27 protein-coding genes and 1 pseudogene are annotated in these 25,930 nt (G+C 67.0%); 14 read left to right on the top strand and 14 right to left on the bottom strand.

The annotated features are described in order from the left end of the window. Positions 1 to 36 precede the first annotated feature (36 nt). From A5753_RS15290 to A5753_RS15280, 3 genes are read left to right on the top strand one after another with little or no spacing between them, the layout of a single operon-like run. Complete coding sequence (locus A5753_RS15290; protein WP_067129575.1) at positions 37 to 873, top strand: class I SAM-dependent methyltransferase; 837 nt, start codon at positions 37 to 39, stop codon at positions 871 to 873. Further along, on the top strand, positions 870 to 1,673 hold the full coding sequence (locus A5753_RS15285) for a class I SAM-dependent methyltransferase (protein WP_067129525.1): 804 nt from the start codon (positions 870 to 872) through the stop codon (positions 1,671 to 1,673). Before A5753_RS15290 ends, A5753_RS15285 begins: the two co-directional genes overlap by 4 nt. 4 nt (positions 1,674 to 1,677) lie before the next feature. Next, a complete protein-coding gene (locus tag A5753_RS15280) occupies positions 1,678 to 2,565 on the top strand; it encodes an alpha/beta fold hydrolase (protein WP_067129522.1) in 888 nt (295 codons plus the stop codon). Positions 2,566 to 2,632: 67 nt separating this feature from the next. Here A5753_RS15280 and A5753_RS15275 read toward each other — a convergent pair whose 3' ends face one another. The 3 genes from A5753_RS15275 to A5753_RS15265 form a co-directional block, all read right to left on the bottom strand. Continuing rightward, entirely contained in the window at positions 2,633 to 2,860 is a 228-nt protein-coding gene (locus A5753_RS15275; RefSeq protein WP_067129520.1) for a hypothetical protein, read from the bottom strand. Then, positions 2,857 to 3,762: an SPFH domain-containing protein gene (locus A5753_RS15270; RefSeq protein WP_067129518.1), complete on the bottom strand. Its 906-nt coding sequence runs from the start codon at positions 3,760 to 3,762 to the stop codon at positions 2,857 to 2,859. The genes A5753_RS15275 and A5753_RS15270 overlap by 4 nt, the downstream gene beginning before the upstream one ends. A gap of 75 nt (positions 3,763 to 3,837) precedes the next feature. Beyond that, a complete protein-coding gene (locus tag A5753_RS15265; protein ID WP_082971335.1) occupies positions 3,838 to 4,995 on the bottom strand; it encodes an NmrA family NAD(P)-binding protein in 1,158 nt (385 codons plus the stop codon). A gap of 111 nt (positions 4,996 to 5,106) precedes the next feature. Here A5753_RS15265 and A5753_RS15260 point away from each other — a divergent pair, with 111 nt between their 5' ends. The 3 genes from A5753_RS15260 to A5753_RS15250 are packed head-to-tail and all read left to right on the top strand — an operon-like array spanning position 5,107 to position 8,922. Continuing rightward, the gene (locus A5753_RS15260; protein ID WP_067129514.1) at positions 5,107 to 5,745 is read left to right on the top strand and encodes a TetR/AcrR family transcriptional regulator; all 639 of its coding nucleotides are present in this window, start codon (positions 5,107 to 5,109) and stop codon (positions 5,743 to 5,745) included. 52 nt (positions 5,746 to 5,797) lie between these two features. Next, positions 5,798 to 6,559 carry a beta-phosphoglucomutase family hydrolase gene (locus A5753_RS15255; protein ID WP_197694705.1) on the top strand — a complete coding sequence of 254 codons (762 nt, stop codon included), beginning with the start codon at positions 5,798 to 5,800 and terminating at the stop codon, positions 6,557 to 6,559. After that, complete coding sequence (locus A5753_RS15250) at positions 6,556 to 8,922, top strand: glycoside hydrolase family 65 protein (protein ID WP_067129510.1); 2,367 nt, start codon at positions 6,556 to 6,558, stop codon at positions 8,920 to 8,922. Before A5753_RS15255 ends, A5753_RS15250 begins: the two co-directional genes overlap by 4 nt. On the opposite strand, the gene A5753_RS15245 is transcribed toward A5753_RS15250, so the two are convergent. After that, positions 8,916 to 9,491, bottom strand: coding sequence for a TetR/AcrR family transcriptional regulator (locus A5753_RS15245; protein ID WP_067129507.1), 576 nt, complete (start codon positions 9,489 to 9,491; stop codon positions 8,916 to 8,918). The two genes, A5753_RS15250 and A5753_RS15245, sit on opposite strands and share 7 nt — an antisense overlap. A gap of 61 nt (positions 9,492 to 9,552) precedes the next feature. On the opposite strand from A5753_RS15245, the gene A5753_RS15240 reads away from it, so the two are divergent. After that, positions 9,553 to 10,446 carry a TauD/TfdA family dioxygenase gene (locus A5753_RS15240; protein ID WP_067129505.1) on the top strand — a complete coding sequence of 298 codons (894 nt, stop codon included), beginning with the start codon at positions 9,553 to 9,555 and terminating at the stop codon, positions 10,444 to 10,446. On the opposite strand, the gene A5753_RS15235 is transcribed toward A5753_RS15240, so the two are convergent. From A5753_RS15235 to guaB, 3 genes are read right to left on the bottom strand one after another with little or no spacing between them, the layout of a single operon-like run. Continuing rightward, positions 10,443 to 12,188, bottom strand: coding sequence for a GMC oxidoreductase (locus A5753_RS15235; protein WP_067129502.1), 1,746 nt, complete (start codon positions 12,186 to 12,188; stop codon positions 10,443 to 10,445). The genes A5753_RS15240 and A5753_RS15235 overlap by 4 nt on opposite strands. Positions 12,189 to 12,236: 48 nt before the next feature. Next, positions 12,237 to 13,364: a GuaB3 family IMP dehydrogenase-related protein gene (locus A5753_RS15230; protein ID WP_067129499.1), complete on the bottom strand. Its 1,128-nt coding sequence runs from the start codon at positions 13,362 to 13,364 to the stop codon at positions 12,237 to 12,239. An 8-nt stretch (positions 13,365 to 13,372) separates the two neighbouring features. Next, the gene (gene guaB / locus A5753_RS15225; protein ID WP_065028373.1) at positions 13,373 to 14,968 is read right to left on the bottom strand and encodes an IMP dehydrogenase; all 1,596 of its coding nucleotides are present in this window, start codon (positions 14,966 to 14,968) and stop codon (positions 13,373 to 13,375) included. 160 nt (positions 14,969 to 15,128) lie between these two features. Here guaB and A5753_RS15220 point away from each other — a divergent pair, with 160 nt between their 5' ends. After that, a complete protein-coding gene (locus A5753_RS15220) occupies positions 15,129 to 15,542 on the top strand; it encodes a DUF5319 domain-containing protein (protein WP_003879523.1) in 414 nt (137 codons plus the stop codon). A gap of 4 nt (positions 15,543 to 15,546) precedes the next feature. Here the strand turns inward: A5753_RS15220 and A5753_RS15215 are convergent, their stop codons facing one another. The 3 genes from A5753_RS15215 to A5753_RS15205 form a co-directional block, all read right to left on the bottom strand. Next, the gene (locus tag A5753_RS15215; protein WP_197694701.1) at positions 15,547 to 16,326 is read right to left on the bottom strand and encodes an anti-sigma-D factor RsdA; all 780 of its coding nucleotides are present in this window, start codon (positions 16,324 to 16,326) and stop codon (positions 15,547 to 15,549) included. Next, positions 16,313 to 16,891 carry a sigma-70 family RNA polymerase sigma factor gene (locus A5753_RS15210; RefSeq protein WP_067129494.1) on the bottom strand — a complete coding sequence of 193 codons (579 nt, stop codon included), beginning with the start codon at positions 16,889 to 16,891 and terminating at the stop codon, positions 16,313 to 16,315. The genes A5753_RS15215 and A5753_RS15210 overlap by 14 nt, the downstream gene beginning before the upstream one ends. Positions 16,892 to 16,981: 90 nt before the next feature. Next, on the bottom strand, positions 16,982 to 17,806 hold the full coding sequence (locus A5753_RS15205) for a hypothetical protein (protein WP_067129492.1): 825 nt from the start codon (positions 17,804 to 17,806) through the stop codon (positions 16,982 to 16,984). Between the two features lie 359 nt (positions 17,807 to 18,165). Between A5753_RS15205 and A5753_RS15200 the strand changes: the two genes are divergently transcribed. From A5753_RS15200 to A5753_RS15180, 5 genes are all read left to right on the top strand, one after another. Further along, positions 18,166 to 18,474, top strand: a complete 309-nt coding sequence (locus tag A5753_RS15200; protein WP_067129490.1) for a WhiB family transcriptional regulator — start codon at positions 18,166 to 18,168, stop codon at positions 18,472 to 18,474. 155 nt (positions 18,475 to 18,629) lie between these two features. Next, positions 18,630 to 19,544 (top strand): Rieske 2Fe-2S domain-containing protein, encoded by a 915-nt coding sequence (locus A5753_RS15195; protein ID WP_067129487.1) that lies wholly within the window; start codon positions 18,630 to 18,632, stop codon positions 19,542 to 19,544. Next, positions 19,541 to 20,026 carry a hemerythrin domain-containing protein gene (locus tag A5753_RS15190; protein WP_067129484.1) on the top strand — a complete coding sequence of 162 codons (486 nt, stop codon included), beginning with the start codon at positions 19,541 to 19,543 and terminating at the stop codon, positions 20,024 to 20,026. The genes A5753_RS15195 and A5753_RS15190 overlap by 4 nt, the downstream gene beginning before the upstream one ends. 65 nt (positions 20,027 to 20,091) lie before the next feature. After that, complete coding sequence (locus tag A5753_RS15185; protein WP_067129481.1) at positions 20,092 to 20,277, top strand: hypothetical protein; 186 nt, start codon at positions 20,092 to 20,094, stop codon at positions 20,275 to 20,277. A gap of 41 nt (positions 20,278 to 20,318) precedes the next feature. Continuing rightward, positions 20,319 to 21,083 carry a superoxide dismutase family protein gene (locus tag A5753_RS15180; protein ID WP_067129478.1) on the top strand — a complete coding sequence of 255 codons (765 nt, stop codon included), beginning with the start codon at positions 20,319 to 20,321 and terminating at the stop codon, positions 21,081 to 21,083. Positions 21,084 to 21,175: 92 nt separating this feature from the next. Here A5753_RS15180 and A5753_RS15175 read toward each other — a convergent pair whose 3' ends face one another. The 3 genes from A5753_RS15175 to A5753_RS15165 all read right to left on the bottom strand — a co-directional run bounded on the left by A5753_RS15175 (position 21,176) and on the right by A5753_RS15165 (position 24,446). Then, positions 21,176 to 21,598, bottom strand: coding sequence for a Rid family hydrolase (locus A5753_RS15175; protein WP_067129460.1), 423 nt, complete (start codon positions 21,596 to 21,598; stop codon positions 21,176 to 21,178). A 67-nt stretch (positions 21,599 to 21,665) separates the two neighbouring features. After that, on the bottom strand, positions 21,666 to 22,874 hold the full coding sequence (locus A5753_RS15170) for an FAD-dependent oxidoreductase (RefSeq protein ID WP_082971334.1): 1,209 nt from the start codon (positions 22,872 to 22,874) through the stop codon (positions 21,666 to 21,668). Between the two features lie 45 nt (positions 22,875 to 22,919). Then, entirely contained in the window at positions 22,920 to 24,446 is a 1,527-nt protein-coding gene (locus A5753_RS15165) for an adenylate/guanylate cyclase domain-containing protein (protein ID WP_067129458.1), read from the bottom strand. A gap of 134 nt (positions 24,447 to 24,580) precedes the next feature. Between A5753_RS15165 and A5753_RS15160 the strand changes: the two genes are divergently transcribed. Further along, the gene (locus A5753_RS15160) at positions 24,581 to 25,414 is read left to right on the top strand and encodes a mycofactocin-coupled SDR family oxidoreductase (protein WP_067129456.1); all 834 of its coding nucleotides are present in this window, start codon (positions 24,581 to 24,583) and stop codon (positions 25,412 to 25,414) included. Here A5753_RS15160 and A5753_RS23915 read toward each other — a convergent pair. After that, positions 25,377 to 25,853 (bottom strand): annotated as a pseudogene (locus A5753_RS23915) (adenylate/guanylate cyclase domain-containing protein); the annotation flags it as partial. The gene A5753_RS15160 and the pseudogene A5753_RS23915 sit on opposite strands and share 38 nt — an antisense overlap. Positions 25,854 to 25,930: the final 77 nt, after the last annotated feature.

The raw sequence follows: 25,930 nt of genomic DNA, 5'->3' as shown, positions 1-25,930 counted from the left end.
CCCTGAAGCGTCCCGACACCGAAAGGCATGAAAAGCATGACTACAACGCCATCCGCTACCGGCAGCACTTATGTCCTGGGCCACGCCGACGTGGAGGTGCAGCGGTTGCTCCTGCAAGGACGGCTGTACAACGACTACACCGAGCACGCGCTGCGGCTCGCGGGGCTTCGGCAGGGCATGCGGGTGCTCGATGTCGGCTGCGGCCCCGGCGATGTCTCGTTCATCGCCGCCCGACTGGTCGGCCCGACGGGATCCGTCCTCGGTGTGGACGCCGCACCCGAGATGATCGCGCTGGCCCTGGCCCGCGCCGCCGAACAGGGCCTGCCGACAGTGCATTTCATACAGGCCGCGATTGACGCGCTCGCCTTGGACGAACCGGTCGATGCCGTAATTGGCCGGCTGATCCTGATGCACCTGCCCGATCCGGCCGCCACGCTGCGGCGTCTGAGCTCCCACGTGCGCCCGGGCGGCGTGGTCGCGTTCTCCGAAAACGACATCACCGGTGCGCACGGCGTTCCGGACACGCCGCTGTTCCGGCGGGTGACGGGTGGGATCGTCCGCGCCTTCGAGGCTATGGGGCTCAGCGCCCGGTTCGGCACCACGCTGCACACCATCTTCGCCGACGCCGGCCTGGGCGCGCCACGGCTGACCCTCGGCACGCCGATCGGAACCGCCGCCGACACCGACATCCTTGCCTACCTCACGGAAGTCTGGCGGCTGGTGTCCCCCATCGCCGAACAAGGGGGCTTCGCCGTCGACGAGCTCGCCGACATCGACGAGTTCGTCCCGCGATTCCGCCGAGAGGCGCTCGCGGTCAACGCGCTCATTGCGATGCCTCCCATCATTACCGCATGGGCTCAGGTGCGGCGATGAACGACACGATCCAGGACCAGTATTCGACGGGCCTGTCACGCAATAACATCGAGCGGGCGCTGGTGTCGGCCGGGAAGGACCTCGACCGCCTCGCAGCCGCCGACCTGGGCCTGCTGGAGGACTTTCACACCATGGGCCGCATTGCCACCGCGCAGCTGGTGGACTTGGCACAGATCACCAGGGACAGTGAAGTTCTCGACGCCGGCAGCGGTGTCGGCGGCACCGCCCGCTACGTCGCCGACCGCTACGGCTGCCGAGTCGCCGCGGTCGATCTCACCGATGAATACTGCGAAACGAACCGCTGGCTCAATAGGCTCGTCGGGCTCGACGACCGGATCTCGGTCCGTCAGGCGGACGTGACCAAACTCCCCTTCACCGACGGCGCTTTCGATGTCGCCATCAGCCAGCACGTCCAGATGAATGTGGCCGACAAGACCCGGCTGTACTCCGAGGCGCGCAGAGTCCTCAAAGGCGGCGGACGGCTTGCCCTGTGGGACATCACAATCGGGGACGGTCGCGCGCTCGACTATCCGCTGCCGTGGGCCGACCAGCCCATGCGCAGTCACCTGGTCACCCCCGACGAGCTGCGAGCCGCCGTAGAGTCCGCCGGCTTCGCGGTCATAGCGTGGAATGACCTCACCGACCAGGCGGCCGCGGTCATGCGCGCCGTGCTGGCCCAGCCCGCCAGCCCGCTGGGTCTGCACGCGTTCGTCACCGACTTCGAGCGGAAGGCCGAAAACCTCACCCAGGCCCTGGCCGACGGACGGCTGCGGGCCATCCAAGCAATTAGCGAACGGTAACACCATGCAGTCCAACGAGGTTCCCGATCAGCGCTACACCATGACGTGGAGCGGCGGCCGCGGCGAGGTCAAGTTCCTAAGCCGGTCCGATGGGTCGCGGCTGCGCTACTTCACGACCGGAACCGGCCCGCCGCTGGTCCTGCTGCACACGGTCCGCACACAGCTGGACTACTTCCAGCGCGTCGTACCCGCGCTCTGGGACGAATTCACCGTCTACGCAGTGGATTTTCCCGGTATGGGGTGGTCCGACATTGTTCGGGGCGCCCGATACGGCGAGCCCGAACTGCGCGGCGCCGTCGTCGAATTCGTCAGAACGCTCGGCCTGCACGACGTCACACTGGCCGGCGAATCGATGGGGGCCGCGATCGCGCTATTGGCCTCCATCGAACTGACGGACGACGTCCGCAACGTGATCGCCTTCAACGCCTACGACTACCCGAGCGGACTCGAACGGGGCAACTGGTTTGCCCGCGTGATCGGAAGGGGCGTCCGGCTGCCCGGTTCGGGGCCGATCTTCGCCCGAATGGAAACCCGGATGATCTTACGAGGCATCCTGCGCGGCGGCTTCGCCGACCACCACGCGCTGGAGGAAGACTTTCTTGGCGAGTTACGGCGAAGCGGCCGCCGGCGGGGCTACCCGACAGTGGCCCGGGCCATCATGCGCAGCCTCACGGATCTGGTCAACGCACGAAGCCGCTACCCGCAGGTGAAGGTCCCCGTCACGTTGGTCTACAGCGAAAACGATTGGTCTCGCAAGGCGGAGCGGGAGCACGCTGCTCGCCTACTGAAAGTCGACAGCATCACAGTGCCCGGCGCGGGCCACTTTTCCGCCCTTGAGCGCCCGGCGGAGATGGTGCGCATCATTCGCCAACGCGCACCCGCCCATCGCTGAAGCAGACCCTCGCCGCGTCGTGGCTTCCGGTGACGATCTGCCTGACCACGATCGGTATCTTGGGGTGCTAATCGCTCTCCGTCGCGGTGCCGGATTTATCCGCTGTCGCTCTGGGACGGCCCCTCTTGGGCGGGGGCGCAACGTGTTTCGGCATCCGACCGGCGTCGTCGAGTGCTCTGCGCAGGATCATTTCGACCTGGGCATTGAGGCTGCGGAACTCGTCGTTGGCCCAGCGAGTGAGCGCGTCGTGCACGGCGGGGTCGATCCGCAGCAGTACCTGTCGGCGGCCGCTCACGTGTAGAGCGTGCCGGTGTTGACCACGGGCGAGGGCGGTTGGTCGGCGCACAGCACCACCATGAGGTTGCTGACCATGCTGGCGGTGCGCTCCTCATCGAGCGCCACGACGCCGCTGTCGGCGAGTCGCTCTAACGCCAGGTGGACCATCCCGACGGCGCCCTCGACGATGCGGGTGCGCGCGGCGATGACCGCGCCCGCCTGCTGACGACGCAACATGGCTTGCGCGATTTCTTGGGCGTAGGCCAGGTGGGAGATGCGAACCTCGACAATCTCTACGCCAGCGATATGGACGCGCTCAGCTAGTTCGCGGGCGAGGTCGGCGACCACTTGTTCGGTGGAGCCGCGCAACGAAGTGCCGGCGCCGGTGGGCTCGTCATAAGGATGACTGGTGGCGACGTGGCGCAGCGCCGACTCGGCCTGCATTGACACGAAGCCTTGGTAGTTATCCACCGCGTAGGTCGCCTTGGCGGTATCGGCAACCTGCCAGACCACGATCGCTGCGATCTCTACCGGGCTACCGTCGGCGTCGTTGACCTTCAAGTGCGCCGTCTCAAAGTTGCGCACCCGCAGGCTGACCCCGCGGCGCACCGTCAGCGGCGCCACCCACCAGAACCCCGGACGGCTCACGGTGCCGATGTAGCGCCCGAAGAACTGGATCACCGAGCTCTGCCCGGGCGCAACGACCACCAACGAGCTGACGACCAAGGCAAGGATCACGATCGGCAGCCACAGCAGGTCACGTTTGTTGTTGGCCGTCAGGACAATTCCGGCGATGCACGCGGCGATGACGAGCACACCGAGCCAGCCGGTGACGGCGCTGGCCCGACGCTGATCGATCTCGACCTGGGCTCCCTGGTGTCCGACGACGTGGGCGTTGTTGGGTAATTCAGAGCTGTCCACCGGTACCGACCTCCTCCCAAAATATGATATAAAAAGATATCATTTTTTGGTGCGCGGAGCGGTACCCGAATCCTCTTAGGACGACAATCGCTGGCCCCACAGGCGCTCCGGGGCGTCCGATACGGGAGTGATCGTGGCTGGGCCGAACCGGTACCGGAGCGGGTCAACGGACGGTGTGTGCTCGCTTCGCCACACGGCCGACTCGGCCGAATGCCGGGGCTGGGCGGGCTGGGGATGCTGCTGGCGCCGGTCGAAGCGGTCAAGCCGGTGCGCTGGCACCACCCCGGTCAGCATGAGAGTCCCGATCTCACGCAGCATGTTTCGTGCGGTGCGCCGGGTGTCTGCCGCGGTGACGTAGCGGCGGGCGATGGTGAGAAAGTCTTCGGGTTCAACCCCGGCGACATCACGCACATGGGTGGTCGGACCGCCCACTTCCCAGGTCCCCAGGCCGGTCTCGGGCAGGTAATGACGCAAACCGGACTCGAAGTACATGTCCACTCCGAGTCGCTTGGCGCCCACGCGCACCGCTCGCATGAACATCCACGGGGGAATTTCCATGAGGCGAACCCGCCGTCCCAGCGCCTCGCCTATCGCGTCGGCAATGTCATTGGCGGACAATAGCTTTGGCCCGGTCGGGCGATAGGCCCGTCCGTCGTGGCGGTGCGGGTCGAGCAACGCGCCCACCGCGACCCGCGCGATGTCTTCGTTGGACGGCGGCGCGTTGAGTCGGCCCCCCGTCTTCGGCATCGGCAACACCCCGAGCTGGGCGGCAACGGGCAGAACTTGGAAATAGTTGTCAGCAAAAAACCCGGGATCAACCGCGACGTGGGCGGTGTCCGGCAGCAGTTGAAACAGTTTGTCGGACAACCACTGCTGGCGCGTCATCAGCGCGGGATGCTCCGGACTGGCCAGCCACTGGCCCAGCGCGACCACTGCCTCAACGCCTGCGCTGCGCGCGGCCACGGCAAAGGCGACCGAGCTGTCCAGTGCATGCGGGTGGTACGGGGGGTTGAAGAACAATCGATTCACACCGTCGACTGCGGCCCGAACCTGTTGAATATCAAGCATATCCGCCACCACGATCTCGGCGCCTAAGGCACGCAAACGGGCGCTGCGCCAGTCGTCGCGACGTACCAGGGCCCGCGTAGCCACGCCCCTTTCCAACAATTGGGCCGCCACCGCCCCGCCGATTCTTCCGGTGGAGCCGGTGACCAGCACACGTGTGTTTGTCATTGGAGTTCCCTTCCTATCGGATACCCATGATGTGACCGGTGGTTACTTTCCCAGTATGCGACCGCGATGTGACCGTTGTCAACATACGGGCCGGCGTGAGATCGTGATGGCATGGGATCCGTCGGCGCCGACCCTCCGGGCAAAAAGGGCTACCACCACGGTGCGTTGCGCTCGACCCTGATCGAGGCGAGCATCGCGCTGGCCCGCGAGGGCGGACCCGATCGGGTGATCCTGCGCGAGGCGGCCAGGACGGCCGGAGTGTCGCACTCGGCCGCCTACCGCCACTTTTCCGACCGCGAGGCACTGCTCGCCGAGGTGTCGCGCTTTGCGCGCAGCGAGCTCGCCGCGCGGATGCGTCAACGCGTCGATCGCACCAAGGACCCTCGCAAGAAACTGCGCGCGGTGGGCAACGCCTACATCGACTTCGCAACTTCGCAGCCGGGACTGTTTCGCGCCGCGTTCACCTCGCACCCCGCGACATCCCCCGACGCTGAGCCCACTGCCGCCGGTGCCGACCCCTTCGAGGTCCTTGGCCAGGTGCTCGACGAAGCGCAAGCCGCCGGTCTACTGGACGCTCGCCGCAGGCCGGGCGCCGAGATCGCCGCCTGGTCAGCGGTGCACGGGCTGGCTTACCTGCTGCTCGACGGGCCGCTACCGACGAGCCCCGCCGCCGTCAGCTTCGCGCGAGCCCAAGTGTTGGGCCTCATCGAGCACGGACTCCTGGACGGGCACCCGAGTGACCACCGCTGAAAACCTGGCGGCACACGCACAAGCATGGTGGAGTGGATACCGCCCAACCCCGATACCCGAGAGTGAGGTACCCGTGCTGGGTCTGCCCGAAAAAGTGCGTGCCTGCCTGTTCGACCTCGACGGTGTGCTCACCGACACCGCCAGTGTGCACACCAAGGCCTGGAAGGCCATGTTCGACGCCTACCTGTCCGACCGGGCCAAGCGCACCGGAGACAAGTTCGTTCCCTTCGATGAGGCCGCCGACTACCGCGAATACGTCGACGGCAAGAAGCGCGAGGATGGCGTCCGCTCGTTCTTGGAGAGCCGCGACATCCACCTGCCCGACGGCGGCCCCGACGATCCCGACGACGCCGAGACGATCTACGGCCTGGGCAACCGCAAGAACGAAATGTTCCAGAAGGTTTTGAAGGAGGACGGCGTCAAGGTGTTCGAGGGATCCCGCCGCTACCTCGAGGCGGTATCGGACGCGGGACTGGGCATCGCGGTGGTGTCCTCGAGCGCCAACACCCGCGACGTCCTCGAGATCACCGGCCTGGACCGGTTCGTGCAGAAGCGGGTGGACGGCATCACCCTGCGCGACGAACACATCGCCGGCAAGCCGGCCCCCGACTCCTACCTGCGGGGGGCGCAGCTCCTCGACGTTCCCGCCGACGCCGCGGCCGTGTTCGAGGACGCCTTGTCGGGGGTGGAGGCCGGCCGGGCCGGTAACTTCGGGTTCGTGGTGGGTGTCGACCGGGTGGGCCAGGCCGAGGACTTACGCCGCAACGGCGCCGACGTGGTGGTCACCGACCTCGCCGAGCTGCTGCAGTCATGATCACCGACGAATTTTTCCCCGTTGACCCCTGGCATGTGCGCGAAACCCAGCTCGACCTCAACCTGCTGGCGCAGTCCGAATCCCTGTTCACCCTGTCCAACGGGCACATCGGGCTGCGGGGCAACCTCGACGAGGGTGAGCCCTACGGCCTGCCGGGCACCTACCTGAACTCGTTCTACGAGATCCGGCCGTTGCCCTACGCCGAGGCCGGTTACGGCTACCCCGAGGCTGGCCAGACTTTGGTCGACGTCACCAACGGCAAGATCATCCGGCTGCTGGTCGAGGACGAGCCGTTCGACGTCCGCTACGGCGAATTGCTCTCCCACGAGCGGGATCTGGATCTGCGCGCCGGAACGCTGACCCGCACGGCGCACTGGCGCTCGCCCGCGGGCAAAGAGGTCAAGGTGGTCTCCACGCGGCTGGTGTCCCTGGCCCAGCGCGGCCTCGCTGCCATCGAGTACTGCGTGGAGGCGGTCGACCAGTTCGTTAAGGTGACGGTGCAGTCCGAGCTGGTCACCAACGAGGACCAGCCTCACACCTCTGGCGACCCGCGGGTCGCGGCCATCCTGGAGAACCCCCTCGAGGAGGTCGCTCACGAAAACACCGACACCGGTGCGGTCCTCATGCACCGCACGCGCGGCAGCGCCCTGATGATGGCCGCCGGCATGAATCACGAGGTCGACGTTGAAGGGCGGGTCGAGGTCGGCACCGATGCGCGCGCCGATCTGGCGCGGACCACCGTCATCTGCGGTCTGCGCCAGGGGCAGAAGCTACGCATCGTCAAATACATCGCGTACGGCTGGTCGAGCATGCGCTCGCGTCCGGCGCTGCGTGACCAGGTCGCCGCCGCGCTGCACAGCGGTCGTTACACCGGCTGGCAGGGGCTGTTGGATTCGCAGCGCGAGTACCTCGACGATTTCTGGGATTGCGCCGACGTCGAGGTCGACGGCGACTCCGAATCCCAGCAGGCCGTGCGATTCGGGCTGTTCCACCTGCTGCAGGCCAGCGCCCGCGCCGAGCGGCGCGCGATCGCCGCCAAGGGGCTCACCGGAACCGGCTATGACGGCCACGCGTTCTGGGACACCGAGGGTTACGTGCTGCCGGTGCTCACCTACACCGCGCCGCATACCGTGGCCGATGCGCTGCGCTGGCGCGCCTCCACCCTGGACCTGGCCCAGGAACGGGCGGCCGAACTGGGCCTGGAGGGCGCCGCCTTCCCGTGGCGGACCATTCGCGGACAGGAGTGCTCGGCCTACTGGCCGGCCGGGACGGCGGCCTGGCACATCAACGCCGACATCGCGATGGCCTTCGAGCGCTACCGCATCGTCACCGGGGACGACGACTTGGAGGCCGAGTGCGGCCTGCAGGTGCTCGTCGAGACCGCCCGGCTCTGGATGGCCCTCGGCCATCACGACCGGCACGGCGTCTGGCACCTCGACGGTGTCACGGGCCCGGACGAGTACACGGCGATCGTGCGTGACAACGCCTTCACCAACCTGATGGCCGCGCACAATCTGCGCGTCGCCGCCGACGGCTGCAACCGCCACCCCGAGGTGGCCAAGGCGCTGGGGGTCACCACCGAGGAGACGGCGTCCTGGCGCGATGCGGCCGAGGCCGCCAACATTCCGTACGACTCCGGGCTGGGAGTTCATCAGCAGTGCGAGGGATTCACCACGTTCGCCGAATGGGACTTCGAACGCAACACCACCTACCCGCTGCTATTGCACGAGGCCTACGTGCGGCTGTACCCCGCACAGGTGATCAAGCAGGCCGACCTGGTGCTGGCGATGCATTGGCAGAGCCACGCCTTCACGCCCGACCAGAAGGCCCGCAACGTCGACTATTACGAGCCGCGCATGGTGCGCGACTCGTCGCTGTCGGCGTGCACCCAGGCGGTGATGTGCGCCGAGGTCGGGCATTTGGACCTCGCGCACGACTACGCGTACGAGGCCGCCCTCATCGACCTGCGGGACCTGCACCACAACACCCGCGACGGTCTGCACATGGCCTCACTGGCCGGTGCCTGGAACGCGCTGGTGGCCGGCTTCGGTGGCCTGCGCGATGACGAGGGCATCCTGTCGCTGGATCCCCAACTGCCCGATGGCATTTCGCGGCTACGGTTCCGGCTGCGGTGGCGCGACTTCCGGGTTACCGTCGATGTCAACCACGACGACGTCACCTACACGCTGCGCGACGGCCCCGGCGGCGAGCTGACCATCCGGCACGCCGGCGACGAGCTCGAGCTGAACACCGAATCCGCGACGACAGTCGCGATCTGCCCCCGCAAGCCACTGCTGCCGGCTCCGCAACAGCCACCCGGCCGCGCGCCCCTGCACCGGCGGGCACTGTCGCGGCGTCACTGAGGGTCGGCGGGCTCGAGAATCCGTTGCACCTCGGCGGTGACTGCGTGGCGAAGTTCGGTATCCGTCAGGTCTTCGATCCCGGTGGCCGAGCGCAAGATTGGCGCGAACAACCGCCAACCGAATTGCAGGGCAAGGGCATTGGCGACCGCGAGCCGGGCCTTGGCCTCGTCGTCGTATTGCGGCCGCACTCCGTCGAGCAGCGTCGCGATGTTGGGGAAGCGTTTCTGAAGCTGGGCCGCCGGATAGCCGTCCAGGACGGTGCGGGCCATCACCCGCATCTGCCGGTCCAGATGGCTCTCGAGCACGCCCGCGGGCGCATCGGTGCCCAGCAGGGCGCTCAGGTCGGCACCCAGATGGTCGAGCACGGCACCGACCAATTGCTCCTTGGTACCGAAGTGGCGGAACACCAATCCATGGTTGACGTGGGATCGCGCGGCGATGTCGCGGATGGACGTCGCTGCCGGACCACGCTCGGCGAACAGGTCGGTGGCGGCCTCCAGGATCGCCGCGGCAACTTCCGCGCGCCCGGTGGGCGTTTTCCCGCGACCCGTTGCGGAAGTTGTAGTCATCTGACTACACTACCAAATGTAGTCAGCTGACTACACCCGTTTATCTCCAAGGACCACGAAAATGACAGGTCAATTAACCGTCACGAAGCTCGGCAGCCGCATCGGCGCCCGGGTGGACGGGGTTCGCCTCGGCGGCGACCTCGACCAGGAGGTGATCGAGGAGATCCGCCGGGCGCTGTTGGCCCATAAGGTGATCTTCTTCCGTCGCCAGCACCACCTCGACGACGAGCAGCAGCTCGCGTTCGCCGAGCTGCTGGGCACCCCCATCGGCCACCCGGCCGCCGGCGCCCTGGCCGCCCGGAACGTCCCGGTGATCACCCCCATCGACTCCGAGTACGGCAAGGCGAACCGCTGGCACACCGACGTGACGTTCGCCGCCAACTATCCCGCGGCGTCGATCCTGCGCGCGGTCAAGCTGCCGACCTACGGCGGTTCGACGCTGTGGGCGTCGACCGCGGCGGCATACCAGCACCTGCCCGAGCCGCTGAAAAGTCTGGTGGAAAATCTCTGGGCGCTCCACACCAACCGCTACGACTACGTGACGACAGAGTCGATGAGCGACGCCCAGCGGTCGTTTCGGCAGGCGTTCGAAAAGCCGGACTTCCGCACCGAGCATCCCGTGGTGCGGGTGCACCCGGAAACCGGTGAACGGACCCTGCTGGCCGGCGATTTCGTGCGCGGCTTCGTCGGCCTGGACAGTCACGAGTCCACTGTCCTGCTGGAACTGCTGCAACGGCGAATCACCTTGCCGGAGAACACGATTTGCTGGAACTGGGCGCACGGCGATGTCGCCATGTGGGACAACCGCGCGACCCAGCATCGGGCGATCGACGACTACGACGACCAGCCCCGGCTGATGCACCGCGTCACCCTGATGGGCGACGTGCCGGTCAACGTGCGCGGCGAGCGCAGCCGGGTGGTCAGCGGCGCACCGCTGGACGCGCTTGCGAGCTAACTGGCGTCGGCGGTGGAACTGATGTGATTGCTCGGCAACCAGCGGAGCGCGCCGGGCGCCTCGGCCGGGACGACCGGCGCCTTGGGCGGGATCGGCTCCAGCCGGCGATACGGCTCGCCCTGCGCCGGGCGCTCGTCGTTCTCGCCGACGTTCGGCCACAACGACGCGGCCCGCTCGGCCTGGGCGGTAATTGACAACGAGGGGTTGACGCCCAGGTTGGCCGAGATCGCCGCGCCGTCGACCACGAACAGCGTCGGGTAGCCGTAGACCCGGTGATACGGGTCGATCACCCCGTGCTCGGCGTTGTCGCCGATCACGGCGCCGCCGAGGAAATGTGCGGTCAGCGGGATGTTGAACAGCTCTCCCCAGGTGCCGCCGGCCACGGCGTCGATTTTGTCGGCGATGCGGCGGGTGACCTGGTTCCCGACCGGAATCCAACTCGGGTTCGGCTCGCCGTGTCCCTGCTTGCTGGTGTACCAGCGGATGCCCAGCTTGCCGCGCTTGGTGTAGGTGGTGATCGAGTTGTCCAGGTGCTGCATGACCAGGGCGATCAGCGTGCGTTCGCTCCACTGACTGACGTTGAGCAACCGCATCATCCGGCGCGGATCTTCGCGAGCCTGGTCCAACAGCTGCTTCCAGCGCGGCACGTCGCTGCCCTCGGGGCCGGTCCCGTCGGTCATCAGCGTCTGCAGCAACCCCATTGCGTTCGAGCCCTTGCCATAGCGGACCGGTTCGATGTGGGTGTCCGACGTCGGGTGGATCGACGACGTGATCGCCACCCCGTGCGTCAGGTCGAGGTCCGGGTCGACCTCGAGCTTGCCGGCACCGACGATGGACTCGGAATTGGTGCGGGTAAGCATGCCCAGCCGATTCGAGAGCCGCGGCAGCAGACCCTGATCGCGCATGTTGAACAGCAGATGCTGGGTGCCCCAGGTTCCGGCGGCCAGGATTACATGCTTCGCCGTATAGGTGCGCCGGTCGCGGCGCAGCCAACTTCCGGTGCGCACGGTGCGAACTTCCCACATCCCGTCGGGACGCTGCGCGAAACGCTTCACCGTGGTCATCGGAATCACTTGCGCCCCAGCGGATTCCGCGAGAGCCAGGTAGTTCTTCAATAGGGTGTTCTTGGCGCCGTAACGGCAGCCCGTCATGCAGCAACCACACTCGAGGCATCCGGTGCGCTCCGGCCCGGCGCCCCCGAAGTACGGGTCCGGCACCGTCTTGCCCGGGGCCTTGGTGCCGTCCGGGCCGAAGAACACCCCGACCGGCGTCGGCACGAACGTGTCGCCACAGCCCATCTCGTCCGCGACCTGTTTGACGATTCGGTCGGCGTCGGTGAAGGTCGGATTCTCCACCACGCCGAGCATCCGCTTGGCCTGCTCGTAGTGCGGCATCAGCTCGTCGCGCCAGTCGGTGATGTGCTTCCACTGCTGGTCGTTGAAGAACTGCTCCGGCGGCACATACAGGGTGTTGGCGTAGTTCAGCGAGCCGCCGCCCACCCCGGCGCCGGCCAGGATCAACACGTTCTTCAGCGGGTGGATGCGCTGAATCCCGTAGCAACCCAGCTTCGGCGCCCACAAAAACTTACGCAGATCCCAGGACGTCTCGGCGAAGTCCTTGTCCTCGAATCGGCGGCCGGCCTCGAGCACGCCGACGCGATAGCCCTTTTCGGTCAGCCGCAACGCGCTGACGCTGCCCCCGAAACCCGAACCGATGATCAGTACGTCGTAATCCGGCTTCATCGCACCAGTATGGCCTTACCCGCAGGTAACAAGCCAGCGGCCTTCCGGTCAGCTACCGACGGTCAGGCCGACCTTCTGGAACTCCTTGAGGTCGCAATAGCCGGCCTTGGCCATCGACCGGCGCAGGCCGCCGACCAGGTTGAGGCTGCCGAACGGGTCGTCGGAGGGCCCGCTAAGCACCTGCTGCAGCGGCGGGCGCTCGCCGACGGCGATCTGCAGCAGCGCCCCGCGCGGCAGCGACGGGTGCGCCGCGGCGGCCGGCCAGAACCATCCCTCGCCCAGCGCCTCGGCGGACTCGGCGAGCGGCGTGCCGAGCACCACCGCGTCGGCGCCGCAGGCGATCGCCTTCGCCAGCTCGCCCGAGGTGTGGATGTCGCCGTCGGCCAGCACGTGCACGTAGCGGCCGCCGGTCTCGTCGAGGTACTCCCGCCGCGCGGCAGCGGCGTCGGCGATCGCGGTGGCCATCGGCACGCTGATGCCCAGCACCTCGTCGCTGGTGGTCACTCCCCTGGTCGCGCCGTAGCCGACGATGACGCCCGCGGCGCCGGTGCGCATCAGGTGCAGTGCGGTGCGGTGGTCTTGCACCCCGCCGGCGACCACCGGCACGTCGAGCTCGGCGATGAAGGTCTTGAGGTTCAGCGGTTCACCATCGCTGGCCACCCTTTCGGCCGAGACGATGGTGCCCTGGATGACCAGCAGGTCGATGCCGGCCTGCACCAGCACCGGCGTCAGCGCCTGCGCATTCTGCGGGCTGACCCGTACCGCGGTGGTGACGCCTGCGTCCCGGATGCGGGCGACCGCGGCGCCCAGCAGGTCCGGGTTCAGCGGCGCCGCGTGGAACTCCTGCAGCAGCCGGATCGCCGCCGAAGGTTCGGGCTCCTTGCTGGCCGCCTCGACCAACTGCGCGATCTTCGCCTCGACGTCGGCGTGCCTCCCGATCAAGCCCTCGCCGTTGAGCACGCCCAGACCGCCGAGCTTGCCGAGTTCGATCGCGAACTCGGGCGACACCAGCGCGTCGGTCGGGTGGGCCAGCACCGGGATCTCGAATCGGTAGGCGTCCAGCTGCCAGGCGGTCGACACGTCTTGCGACGAGCGGGTGCGCCGGGAGGCCACGATGCTGATTTCGCTCAGTTCATAACTGCGGCGGGCGACGCGGCCCATCCCGATCTCGACCATCTCCGGCCTCAGCGTGCGTAGTAGTTGGGGGCTTCGACCGTCATGGCGACGTCGTGCGGGTGGCTTTCCCGCAGTCCGGCCGCCGTGATCCGGACGAACTGCGCCTGCTGCAGCGCCTCGATGCTCGGCGAGCCGGTGTAGCCCATGGCCGCGCGCAGGCCGCCGGTCAGCTGGTGGATCACCGAGGACAGCGGGCCGCGGAAGGGGACCCGACCCTCGATCCCCTCCGGCACCAACTTGTCTTCGCTCAAAGCGTCGTCGGCGAAATAGCGGTCCTTGGAGTACGACTTGCCGCTGCCCGAACCGCGGCCGGCCATGGCGCCCAACGACCCCATCCCCCGGTAGCTCTTGAACTGCTTGCCGTTGACGAAGATCAGCTCGCCCGGGGCTTCGGCGGTGCCCGCCAACAGCGAGCCCAGCATGGCCGTCGACGCGCCGGCGGCCAGCGCCTTGGCGATGTCGCCGGAGTACTGCAGTCCGCCGTCGGCGATCACCGGCACGCCCGCCGGGCCGCAGGCCGCGACCGCCTCCAGAATCGCCGTGATCTGTGGCGCGCCGACCCCGGCCACCACCCGGGTGGTGCAGATTGAGCCCGGCCCCACGCCCACCTTGACCGCGTCGGCGCCGGCGGCGACCAGGGCCGCGGCCGCCGAGCGGGTGGCGACGTTGCCGCCGATCACCTCGACCTTCTCGCCCACCTCCGCCTTGAGCTTGCCGACCATGTCGAGCACCAGCCGGTTGTGCGCGTGCGCGGTGTCCACGATCAGCACGTCCACCCCGGCGTCGACCAGCATCATGGCCCGCACCCAGGCGTCGCCGCCGACGCCCACCGCGGCGCCCACCAGCAGCCTGCCGTCGCTGTCCTTGGTGGCCAGCGGGTGTTGTTCGGTCTTGACGAAGTCCTTGACGGTGATCAGACCGGTCAGCCGGCCGTGGCCGTCGACGATAGGCAGCTTCTCGATCTTGTGGCGGCGCAACAGGCCCAGCGCCGCGTCGGCGGACACGCCCTCCTGCGCGGTGATCAGCGGGGCCTTGGTCATCACCTCGGCGACCTTCTTGGTCTGGTCGACCTCGAACCGCATGTCGCGGTTGGTGATGATGCCGACCAGCGCGCCCGACTCGTCGACCACCGGCAGCCCGGAGATCCGGAACCGCGCGCACATCGCGTCGACCTGGGCCAGGGTGTTGTCCGGGCGGCAGGTGACGGGGTCGGTGACCATGCCGGCCTCCGAACGCTTGACCATCTCGACCTGGCCGGCCTGTTCGGCGACGGGCAGGTTGCGGTGCAGCACGCCCATGCCGCCGGCCCGGGCCATCGCGATCGCCATCCGCGACTCGGTGACCGTGTCCATCGCCGAACTCACCAGCGGCACTTTGAGCCTGATCTTCTTGGTGAGTTGGCTGGAAGTGTCCGCGGTAGCGGGGACGACGTCGGAGGCCGCGGGCAGCAGCAACACGTCGTCGAACGTGAGCCCGAGCATGGCGATCTTGTGCGGGTTGTCGCCCCCGGTGGGCACCGGGTCATCGACCAGGCCGCCTACCCGCACATAAGCACTGCCGACGAGGTCAGAGCTGTCTTCCAGGTGGGACGTGCCACGGGTCATCTCCTGCGCCCTCCATACGATGCGGCGTGAGAGACCCATCCTATCGGCTCACCTCCCGCCTCAGTCCGCTTGCTCGGGCGCGCCGCCCGCACCAAACGAAGGGAATGGCGCGTGGGCTGCCTGCTGGCGTTATCCCGGGCGGGCTGCGTAGGCTAGGGGCGTGCGCGACCACCTCCCACCGGGTTTGCCGCCCGACCCTTTCGCCGACGACCCCTGTGATCCGTCGGCTGCGCTGGACGCCGTCGAGCCGGGCCAGCCCCTGGATCAACAGGAGCGGATGGCCGTCGAGGCCGACCTCGCCGATCTGGCCGTGTATGAAGCACTGCTGGCGCACAAGGGCATTCGCGGGCTTGTGGTGTGCTGCGACGAATGTCAGCAGGATCACTATCACGACTGGGACATGCTGCGCGCCAACCTGCTGCAGCTGCTGATCGACGGGACCGTGCGCCCGCACGAGCCCGCCTACGATCCCGAGCCGGATGCCTACGTCACGTGGGATTACTGCCGCGGCTACGCGGACGCGTCGCTCAACGAGGCGACGTCAGACGCCGACGGCTTCCACCGCCGGCACTGATCGCTTACTGATCCGGACTCAGCGGCGCCACCGGGGGTGGCGTCTGGCCGTGATGATGATGCTTTCCCACTGATGGACTCGGCGACACGCTCGGCGGGCCGATCGGCGCGGGCGTTGCCACCTTCGGCGGTGCGATCGAGGCGGCGGGCGGTGCCGCCGGAATCGCGGTGGCCGGCGGGGGTGGCGCCGCCGGGGGCGAGGCGACCGGCAGCGTGGCGTTCGGGTCGCGCGCATCGACCTTGGCATTCAACAGCTTCAGCTGGTTCGTCAGGTCTTGTTTGCTGGCCGGGTCGCTGATCGACTGCACCAGGCTGCTCACCTCGGTCAGCTGATTCTTGGCCTGATCCCATTGGCCCCGGTCGATCGACTCCTGGACCTTAGCCAGGTCGGCCTTGGCGGCCAGCATTTCCTGACTTCCGTGCAGCTGGGGCTCGTCGAAGAACATCGCGTGCAACCCGTACAGGGTGCCGCCGGGTCGGGCCTCGACCACCATGGCGCCGAAGCCACTGAGCACTATCAGCGCCGCGGCGACCGACCCGAGGACGGCCAGGCCACGATGGCCCCGCCGGCGCTCGGCCAGTCCGGCGCGCAACGCGTTCACCGCCTCTTCGGGCGTCACCAGCGCGCTTGCCGGCGGCCACCTCAGGTTGTCGCGCCAGTCCTCCAGCAGCGAGGTCAGCACGTCGACGTCGGGATCCTCGGCGTCCACCGGCCGGCGCTGGGCGAGCGCATCGAGCAGCAGGTCGGTGCGGGCGAATTCATCCAGGGATTCAGGCACAGTCACCTGCCGCGATCATCTCGGACTTCAACCGCGACAGTGCGCGGTGTTGAGCAACTCGGACCGCTCCGGTGGTACTGCCGACCGCGGCGGCGGTCTCCTCGGCGGACAGCCCGACGACGACACGCAGGATCAGGATTTCGCGCTGCTTGGCGGGCAGGATCTCGAGCATTTCGCTCATCCGGCTCGCCGAATCCGCTTCGATCGCAAGCTGTTCGGGTCCCGCGTCGTTCGACCACCGCTCGGGAATCGTGTCGGTGGGGTAGGCGAGATCGCGTCCTGCGGCCCGGTGCGCATCGGCGACCTTGTGGGCCGCGATGCCATACAGGAAGGCCAGGAATGGGCGTCCGCGATCGCGATAACGCGGCAGTGCCGTGATAGTCGCCAAGCACACCTCCTGTGCCACGTCATCCGCTGACAGGCCACCCCGATCGACTGTGCCGACACGCGCTCGGCAATATCGCACGACGATCGGACGAATGGTCTCCAGCACCTCCTTCAATGCGTTGTGGTCTCCGGTGACGGCCTGGGCGACCACAGCGTCGAGACGTTCCCCTGCTGGAATTGTCATCGACGGTGATCTCTCCAACGTTACGAAGCGGACACATCGCGGCCCAATCGGGCTAACTCACGAAATGACGATAACGGGCGGAGAGGCGTTTCAAGCGCAACGCCACGTCCCCCCGGCGCGCCGCACCTGGCCTGCACAGACATCGCGGATTTCGTGCAGCTGATGTGTTGGAAACGTGACACTTTCGAGATCGATCAGCAAGCAAGCCAGCGCCCAACGAAGTGGAAGCAGCCCCAACCGTTCGGTGGCCTGCAGCGCGGCGTCGGCGGCGGTGCGGGCGCGCTCGAGATCGCCCGCGCAGCACAGCGCGGCGGCCAGGACCACATCGCTTTTGACCCGGTGCCGCGGCGACGCGACGGCCATGGCCGCCGCCAGCTGCACACCTTCGCCGGCAAGACGGACGGCGGCCTCACCGTCGCCCCCGGCCATCGCGAGTTCGGCGCCCACCCACCGCCGGCGCACCGGCAGCCGGTCGGGCAGCGCTGAGTCGAGCGATGCCAGCAGCGGGTCGGCGCGCGCCAATAGGTTTGCCGCGGCCGCGACGCGCCCGACTCCCAACGCGTCTGCGGCCAGCCCGATGAGGGCGTCGGCGCTCGCCTCGGCATCCCCGGCGGCCAGCGCGAGGGCGCGCCCGTCCCAGCCGCGGGCCTGGGCGTGCCAACCGAGTTGGCGCAGGAACGACCCCTGTGTGCTCATGCCCAACGACGCCAGCCGGCCCGCCGGCGCGCTGCGCCGCAGCGCCGCGAGGTCGCCGAAGGCGGCGCCGTAGCGTCCCTGTCCCCCGGCCGCCACGGCGCGCAGCCACAGTTGCGCCGGCGTCGTCGCCGAGGGCAGCGGCCAGCTACCGGGCCGGTCCCCAAACGCGCCGGCGGCCAGTTGCCGCTCAATCGAGGAAGTGTGACGAGTTTCAATCACAATGATGTAGTAAACAGTTTGTGGTCTTCACGTTACCGAATCGTTAATCACTATAGCCCATGGATAAATTTGCCTTCTCCCTCATCCGCGCGCTGACCTGGGGAATCACGTTTCGGTCAACTGCCTGGTAGCACGGGGCGGGTTTCGCTTTTTCAAGAGACATGAACGCAAAGTTAATTCTGCTCCAACGAGTACATACTTTGCCCGGCTAAGTGGCTATTGACGGAAATTCACCGCCGCCCTTAACGTCTACGCATGACGGGCAGTCATCGGCGACCCCACTCCACTTAATTTAAGTTGCATCCAGTCGCTTTCACGAACCTGACCTCGAGCGGACAGTGCAGAGAGGGAACGAACCAATGCCACAGCCGGAACAGCTACCTGGACCCAATGCGGACATCTGGAATTGGCAACTGCAGGGCTTGTGCCGCGGCGTTGACTCATCGATGTTCTTCCACCCCGACGGCGAGCGCGGCCGGGCACGCATGCAACGCGAGCAGCGCGCCAAGGAAATGTGCCGGCAATGCCCGGTGATCCAGGAGTGCCGATCGCACGCGCTCGAAGTCGGTGAGCCCTATGGGGTTTGGGGCGGCCTGTCGGAGTCCGAGCGTGACCTGTTGCTCAAGGGCGACATCGGGCGCGGGCGCGCTATCCCCCGCTCGGCCTAGCCCCTGCCCCTAATTCGGCCCTCTCGCGGGTGAACGATCCACGCAGTCAACCCGTGTCCTAGTCATGGACTTGGCCGGCCGGGTCGTGGTCCTAGTCGACGCGGCGTCGAAGCCCGTTGCGTCACGCCGGCTCTCGCATACGCCGGAGGGGCGTAATGAATCAGTGGCAACGTTTCGAAAACCGGATCCGCAGTACCGGGCCCGCGGTGCTGACCCGCGCGGGACAACAAGACTGGCTGGATCGGCCTAGCTACCGGCTGGAGCACGCCTTGACCTTCTTGTTCGCGACCCTGGGCCGCAACCGCGATCGAGTCAGCAACGCATTGCATGGCACCTGGCTCGGCCATCCGCTTCATCCAGCGCTGACGTCGGTGCCCACCGGCGCGGTGGCGACGACGCTCGTCATGGATGCGGCCAGCGTCCTGCCTGGGAGTGCCGCCCGGTTGCGTGACGGGTCGAGGTTCACGTTGGGTGTCGCACTCGTGGGAAGCGTCGGCGCCGCGGCGACCGGCATGACGGACTGGCAGCACACCCATGAGCAGTCGCGTCGGATCGGCCTTGTTCATGGCGCGCTGAACGCGATCGCCACCGCGCTGTATGCGGCGTCGTGGTGGGATCGGCACCGCGGCCGCCACCGGCGCGGGATGGTGAGCAGCGCGCTGGGCTATGGCCTTACCCTCGCCGGCGGCTACCTTGGCGGGGCTTTGGTGTTCGGCGCCGGCACCGGCGTCAACCGGTCTGGCGCCCGGTTGGGGGGCGACCGTTGGATGCCGGTGCTGCGCGCCGCCGCGCTGGACGGCCAGCCGCGGCGGGTAGCGGTAGACGGCGTCGGTGTGGTCCTGTATCGCACCGAGGGCCGGGTGGTCGCGGTCGGTGAGCGGTGCCCGCACCTGGGCGCACCGATGAGTGACGGGTGGATCGACCGCGGCCGAATCGTGTGCCCGTGGCACGGTTCCAGGTTCGCGTGCGGATCGGGTGACGTGCTGCGCGGACCGGCGACAGCGCCGCTGCCGAACTACCCGGTGCGGATTCGCGACGGGTTCGTCGAGGTACACGGGGTGGCGAAATGAACGCCTACGATGTGCTTTTCGAGCATCACAAAGTTCTGCGCGATCACTGCACGAAGATCACCGAAATGCCGACGGATAGCGACGAGCGGCAAGAGGCGCTGGATGCGCTGCTGATCGAGCTGGACATCCACATGCGCATCGAGGACGACCTGTTCTACCCGGCGGTAGCGCAGGCCAGCGCACTGGTCGCCATCGCCCATGCAGAGCATAGGCAGGTGTGGGACCAGCTGGCGGTGTTGCTGCGCACGCCGCCCACCGCGCCGGAATACGCCGACGAATGGAGTTCGTTTGTCACGGTTCTGGACGCCCATGCCAGCGAAGAGGAGCGCGACTTATGCCCGGCTCCAATAGATTTGAGTGAGGACATGCTCCTCGCGCTGGGAAATCGAATGGCAGAGCGCATTGCTGCGCTGCATCAATCCCCCATCAACAAGTTCCGCGTCCGCAGCCGCAAGGCACTGTTGAGCTGCCTTAGGGCGTAGGCGGGTCCCTAGATTAGGGTATACAAGTGTTCACCGCACATGAAGGCGTACCCGAGGGGGACCGGATGCCCGACAAAGTGTCAGAACGCGCTATTAACAACGCCTTTGAGGCCGTGAACACGACGGTGACGCATCTTGGGCGCATCGTGGGCCTGGTCGCCGGGGCGGCGGGCCGGGCCGCGCAGGAGGTCAAGGATTTGGTCTGGGACTACCGCGACCTGGCCAGTGAGGTGCGCAAGCCCGCGGAGTAGATCGCCGTTTCGGCGCGGGTCAATGTGGGTAGGCACCGCAAATGAACAAGGCCGCATGTTTTGCGGTCGCGGCGCTCACCGCGACCGTCGCACCGCTTGCCGCATGCTCGAGTCAGCAAGGCAATCAGCCAAACACCTCGCCGCTGACCAGTCCGACCTCCGGGGCCGAGAGGCTGACCACCCAACTGAAGGCCGCCGACGGTAGCCCGGTCGCCAACGCCACCTTCGAATTCGCCAACGGCTACGCGACCGTGACCGTGGAAGCCGGCCCCAACCACGTGCTCAGCCCCGGCTTCCACGGGTTGCAGATCCACGCCGTGGGCAAGTGCGAGGCCAATTCGGCTGCGCCGAACGGGGGCTCGACCGGTGACTTCGACTCCGCCGGAAGCGTTTATCAGGCGGCCGACCACACGAGTTATCCCGCCAGCGGTGACCTGACCGCCTTGCAGGTGCGCTCCGACGGCTCGGCGAAACTGGTGACCACTAGCAACGCATTTACCTCCGCCGACCTGAGGAACAGCTCGGGCACCGCGCTGATCATTCACCAGACCGCGGACAATCTGGGCACCACCGCCCCCACGGGCGAATCGGGCAAGCGGCTGGCCTGCGGTGTGATTGCGGCGTCGTCCGCGACGACGACCTCGTCGACCACCAGCGTCACGACGAGCACCACCACCACCGTCGTGCCACCGGCGTCCACCAGCACCAGCACCAGCACCGTGACGGTCACCGGCACCCCGACCACGACGTCGACACCGACAACGACGACGGCGACCACTCCGCAGTACTATCCGCCCGGCCGCTGACGCCCAAGCCACCATGAAAGAAACACCCCCGATCCGCAAGGGAACGGGGGTGTTTCGCACGGTCTAGTCGGCATCGGCCTGGGCGGCTGCGGTCAGTTGGGCGATGGCTCGATGGCGGCGACTTGAATTTCGACGCGCATCTGCGGGCCCGCCAAAGCGGCGACGCCGATGCATGTCCACAGGGGCGCACGGTCGCCCATGCGCCGGCGGAACTGTTCGACCATGGTGTCGAGGTGCTCGCGCCCAATCTGGCCGTCTGCGTCCGGCAGGTGATAGGAGTGCACGTGCACGACGTCGCGCCAGGACGCTCCGGCCGTCGCCAAAGTCCGTTCGACATTGTCGAAGGCCGCAATGACTTCCTCGCGAACCGACTCGGGATAGCGCCAGCGCTCGTCCCAACCTCCTTGGCCGGCGGTCTCTATCCGGTTGCCGTATCGAACGGCCTGTGAATAGTGGAACTCCCGCAGCTGATGATCGCCATAGCCAGGAGTGACAGAGAATATCGGCCTATCCATGTGGGCCATCTTCGTCGCCGACGGCGTCGCAGGCGACTGTTAACCGGAATCCAAGGGGCGCGCCCGGCTACAGCGCGTGTACGTCCGGCGTCCGAACATGCTCGGGACGGAAACCGCGCCCGACGAGGATCGGCGGAATCGCCTGCAGCGGGCCAAATCCCACGATCTTGGGAACGCGGATCGCGGATAGGTCACCGCTCAGATTGGGCGCGATCGCGTTGTCTTGCATCAGCACCTGGACAGCCTGGACGATCCTGGTGGGCAGCTCACGCCGCCGCTGGACCCTGGCGAGATCGTTGTCGCCCAACCGGCCTTGGCGCAGCGGGCCGCACAAGATGTTGGCCGCGGCCACCGCATCGGCGACAGCGAGGTTGATGCCGACGCCGCCGGCCGGCGACATGGCATGCGCGGCATCGCCGATGCACAGCAAACCGGTACGCCACCACGTCTCGAGCCGGTCCACGCGCACGTCGAGCTCGCTGGTGTCGTCCCATGAGCTCAGGTCGTCGACGTGCTCACGCAGCCGTGGTTGCGCGGTCACAATCCGATTTTTGAACTCCTCCAGGGACCCGTCCCGCGGGTTTGATCCTTTCGGCACCAGATAGGCGATTTGCCAATAGTCACCGCGGTAAATCATCGCCATCATCAGGCCCTTGCGCAGCACCGCGAACAGTTCCTGAGGGTCGCCGGGCCGCCATCTCAGCCGGAACCACAGCACGTCCATCGGAGAGTGCGCTTGGGCGGTCTGTAGCCCGGCGGCGACGCGCACCGCGGACTTGCGCCCGTCGGCGGCGATGACCAGCTCGGCGCGCACCTCGAGATCCGGCGTGCACAGCCCGGCCACCCGATCGCCGTCGAATATCAGGCCGGTGACCTCCGCGTTGCGAACCAGGGTGAATTCCGGATAGGCAGAAGCCTTTTCGGCGATGAAGTCGAGAAAGTCCCACTGCGGCATCATGGCGATATAGGGCTGCCTGAATCCCAGCCGCTTGAGCACTTTGAAGTTGCCGAAGGTGCGAATCGAGCCATCGGTGTCGAAGGCGACGCGATCGATCTTGGTGTGCGGTAGCCGAAGGAACTCGTCGATGAAGCCCAGCTCGTCCATGATTTGCAGGGTGGTCGGGTGCACGGTGTCGCCGCGGAAGTCGCGCAGGAAGTCGTTGTGCTTCTCCAGGACGACGACCCGGATTCCGGCCCGCGCCAGCAGCAGGGCGTGAACCATGCCGGCGGGACCGCCGCCTGCAACGCACACCTGGGTCTGCATCACATGCGTCATGGTTCTGGATTCCTCGCGAGAGTGTGGAAGACAAATGCAGACTACTCACCCGCCATCGGCCGGAGTCACTGCTGGGTCGAGCGCGAAGACGCTGACAGCGGCCAACTTGCCTTTCAGCTCATGTGCCCCACGGTCGACGAGTCCGTGCGGTCGGCAAGCCAACGCGTCGACGGTCTGTTGGGTGAGCAGGATTGTGTCGCCAGTAATCTTGGTGAGTTGCTCGAGGCGCGCCGCGACGTTGACCGTGTCACCGATCAAGGTGAACTCCAGCTTGCTTGCGCCGCCGATGGTTCCGGCGATCACCTTCCCGGTGTTGATGCCGATGCCGATGCGAAGCTCACCGCCGAATCGCTCGGCCACGAGGCGATGAATCAGCACCGCCGCGGTCACCGCCGCATCGGCATGATTGGCGAGGTCGTTCGGGGCACCGAAGACGGCCAGCGCACCGTCGCCGAGAAACTTGTTCACGTGTCCACCGCCGTCAACAACGGCGGGCACGACGATCCCGAACAGCCCGTTGAGACGCGCGACCGTGTCCTCGGCGCTATTCGCCTCGGCGAACGGGGTGAAGTCGCGGATGTCGACGAACATCACCGTCACCTCGCGGCGCTCCCCGGTAAACGCGTCGTCGCCCTGCTGCAGCAGCCGCGCCGCCAACGCCGGATCGACGTATGTGCCGAATGCACCCTGAAGTCGTTGCCGCTCAGCCAAACCCGCCTGCATGCGATTGAACGACGCGGCCAGCGCGCCGAGGTCGTCGTCCTGAACAACCGGCAGGCGCCGACTGTAATCACCCGCCGCCACACGTTCGGATCCTGCCGCGAGGTCGCGAATCGGCCGCAGGGAGGGCGAGAACCCGGCGCCGACAGTAATCGGCACCGCGAATCCGACCGTCAAAGCGCCCGCGATTGCTGCGCACAGCAGAGGCACGTCGTCGGTGCGGTGAATAACGGCAGCCAGCATGGCGCCGCCTAGTGCGAACGCGAAGGCGCACCCGAGCATGGAAACGTTCGACCAGGCAGCAAAACTCGGGCGCGAGCGCGGGAGGTCGTCGCCGAGGCTGCTGTCACCGGCGAGGGCCGCCCTGGCTGGGCGCAGCGCCGTTTCAGGAAAGCTGTGCACGGCGATCGCCGCCACGGACGCTCCGGACGCGGCACCCAGCACTGCGTATTGAGTGAGGCGAGATCCAGTCGCTCCGGTCATCGCCCCGACCGCGAGCAACTGTGCGGCGATCACAATGACGTTGGCGCTCACCGCTCGAGGAGCGGCGGCCCGGGTCCACGAGTACGCGGCGTTCAGCACCTTCACCCGGTCTGGCTCGTGGCCGGCTGCCCACTGATCAATGAGGCGGCTGCGACCCAGGCCGGGAAGGATCATCGCGTACACCATCACCAGCACCAGTCCGACAGTGATCAAAGCCGCCGCGACGTAGTGATTCGACCTCTCGAACGCAACAACGATCATCGCGAGGACGAGGTAGATCGGGAGCAACGTGGCGACGGTGACCGTGTAGATCGCCCACGAGTACCGTCCCGCGTGCCGGTCCCACGCCCATTGCCAGATGCGGTCCATGGCGCGAGATTAGACGTGTGACGCCTCTGAGCTAGCGGAAACGCCCGGACTCCCGGAGAGATTGGGTAGTCGATTACCCGATCAAAGCCAAGTCTCCCGGCGGATACTCGGCTCAGGCCGGGAAGGAGATTGTCATGTCGAACCAATTCGATGGCAAGGTCGCGTTCATCACCGGCGCCGCACGTGGACAAGGACGGTCGCATGCGATTCGGTTCGCCGAGGAGGGTGCGGACATCCTCGCGTTCGACCTCTGCGGTCAGATCGACAGTGTCGCCTACCCGATGACGACCCGCGAGGATCTCGACGAGACGATCAACCTGGTCGAAAAGACCGGTCGCCGAATCGTCGCGGAGCAAGGCGACGTCCGCGACTTCCAGAGCCTGAGATCCGCTGTCGCGAACGGCCTGGCCGAGTTGGGCAGAGTCGACTTCATACTCGCCAACGCCGGGATCCTCCCGGCGGTCGGCGAACAGCGCTACGACATGGCCGCCTACGTCGATTCGGTAAACGTGTTGCTCAACGGTGTGTACTACACGATCGAGGCCGCCCTGCCCGCGATGCTCGACCACGGCGAGGGCGGGGCCATTGTGATCACGAGCTCGACCGCAGGGCTGAACAGCCTTTGCCCGACGTTCAGCGGCCGGAGCCACGGCTTGGCCGGCTACCAGGCCGCCAAACATGGGGTGGTCGGCCTGATGAGGTATTACGCAACCTCTTTGGCGGAGAAGAACATTCGGGTCAACACGGTGCATCCGACCGGAGTCGCAACTCCGATGATCGTCAACGAACCATTTGCCCAGTTGATGGCCGAGCACCCCGAAGGTGCATCCGCGTTGCAGGCGCCGTTGCCCGTCGAGCTCATCGAAGCCGCGGATGTGAGCGAGGCGATGGTTTACCTCTGTGGGCGCTCGGGCCGCTATGTCACCGGAATCACCTTGCCGGTAGACGGCGGAATCTCGGTGAAGTAGTTCGGCGCGAGTAATGAACCGCTGAATCGAGTCCGAAGATCTTGACAGCGGCGGACTTGCCTTTCAGTTCATGTGCCCCCGGTCGACGAGTCCGTGCGGTCGACAAGCCAACACATCGACGGTCTGCTCGGTAAGCAGGATCGTGTCGCCGGTGGTCTTGGTGAGTTGCTCGATGCGCGCCGCGACGTTGACCGTGTCACCGATCAAGGTGAACTCCAGTTTGCTTCCGCCACCGATGGTCCCAGCGATCACCTCGCCGGTGTTGATGCCGATACCATGCGAAGTTCACCGTCGAATCGCTGGGCCACCAAGCCCTGAATACCCACGGCAGCGCCCACCGCAGCATCGGCATGATCGGTGAGGTCATCGGGGCGCCGAATACGGCCAGCGCACCATCACCGAGGGACTTGTTCACATGCCCGCCCGCGTCGACGACCGCGGCGTTCACACGGCTAGCCTCGACGTTTGGCTTGACGGGACGCGAGACCTCCCGGGGGCTCGGGACGGGTCAGTGAG

Source organism: Mycobacterium sp. 852002-51971_SCH5477799-a (assembly GCF_001667145.1).
GTDB lineage: Bacteria > Actinomycetota > Actinomycetes > Mycobacteriales > Mycobacteriaceae > Mycobacterium.
Note: the sequence above shows the minus strand (reverse complement) of the source record. Positions and strands in the feature narration are given on the sequence as shown.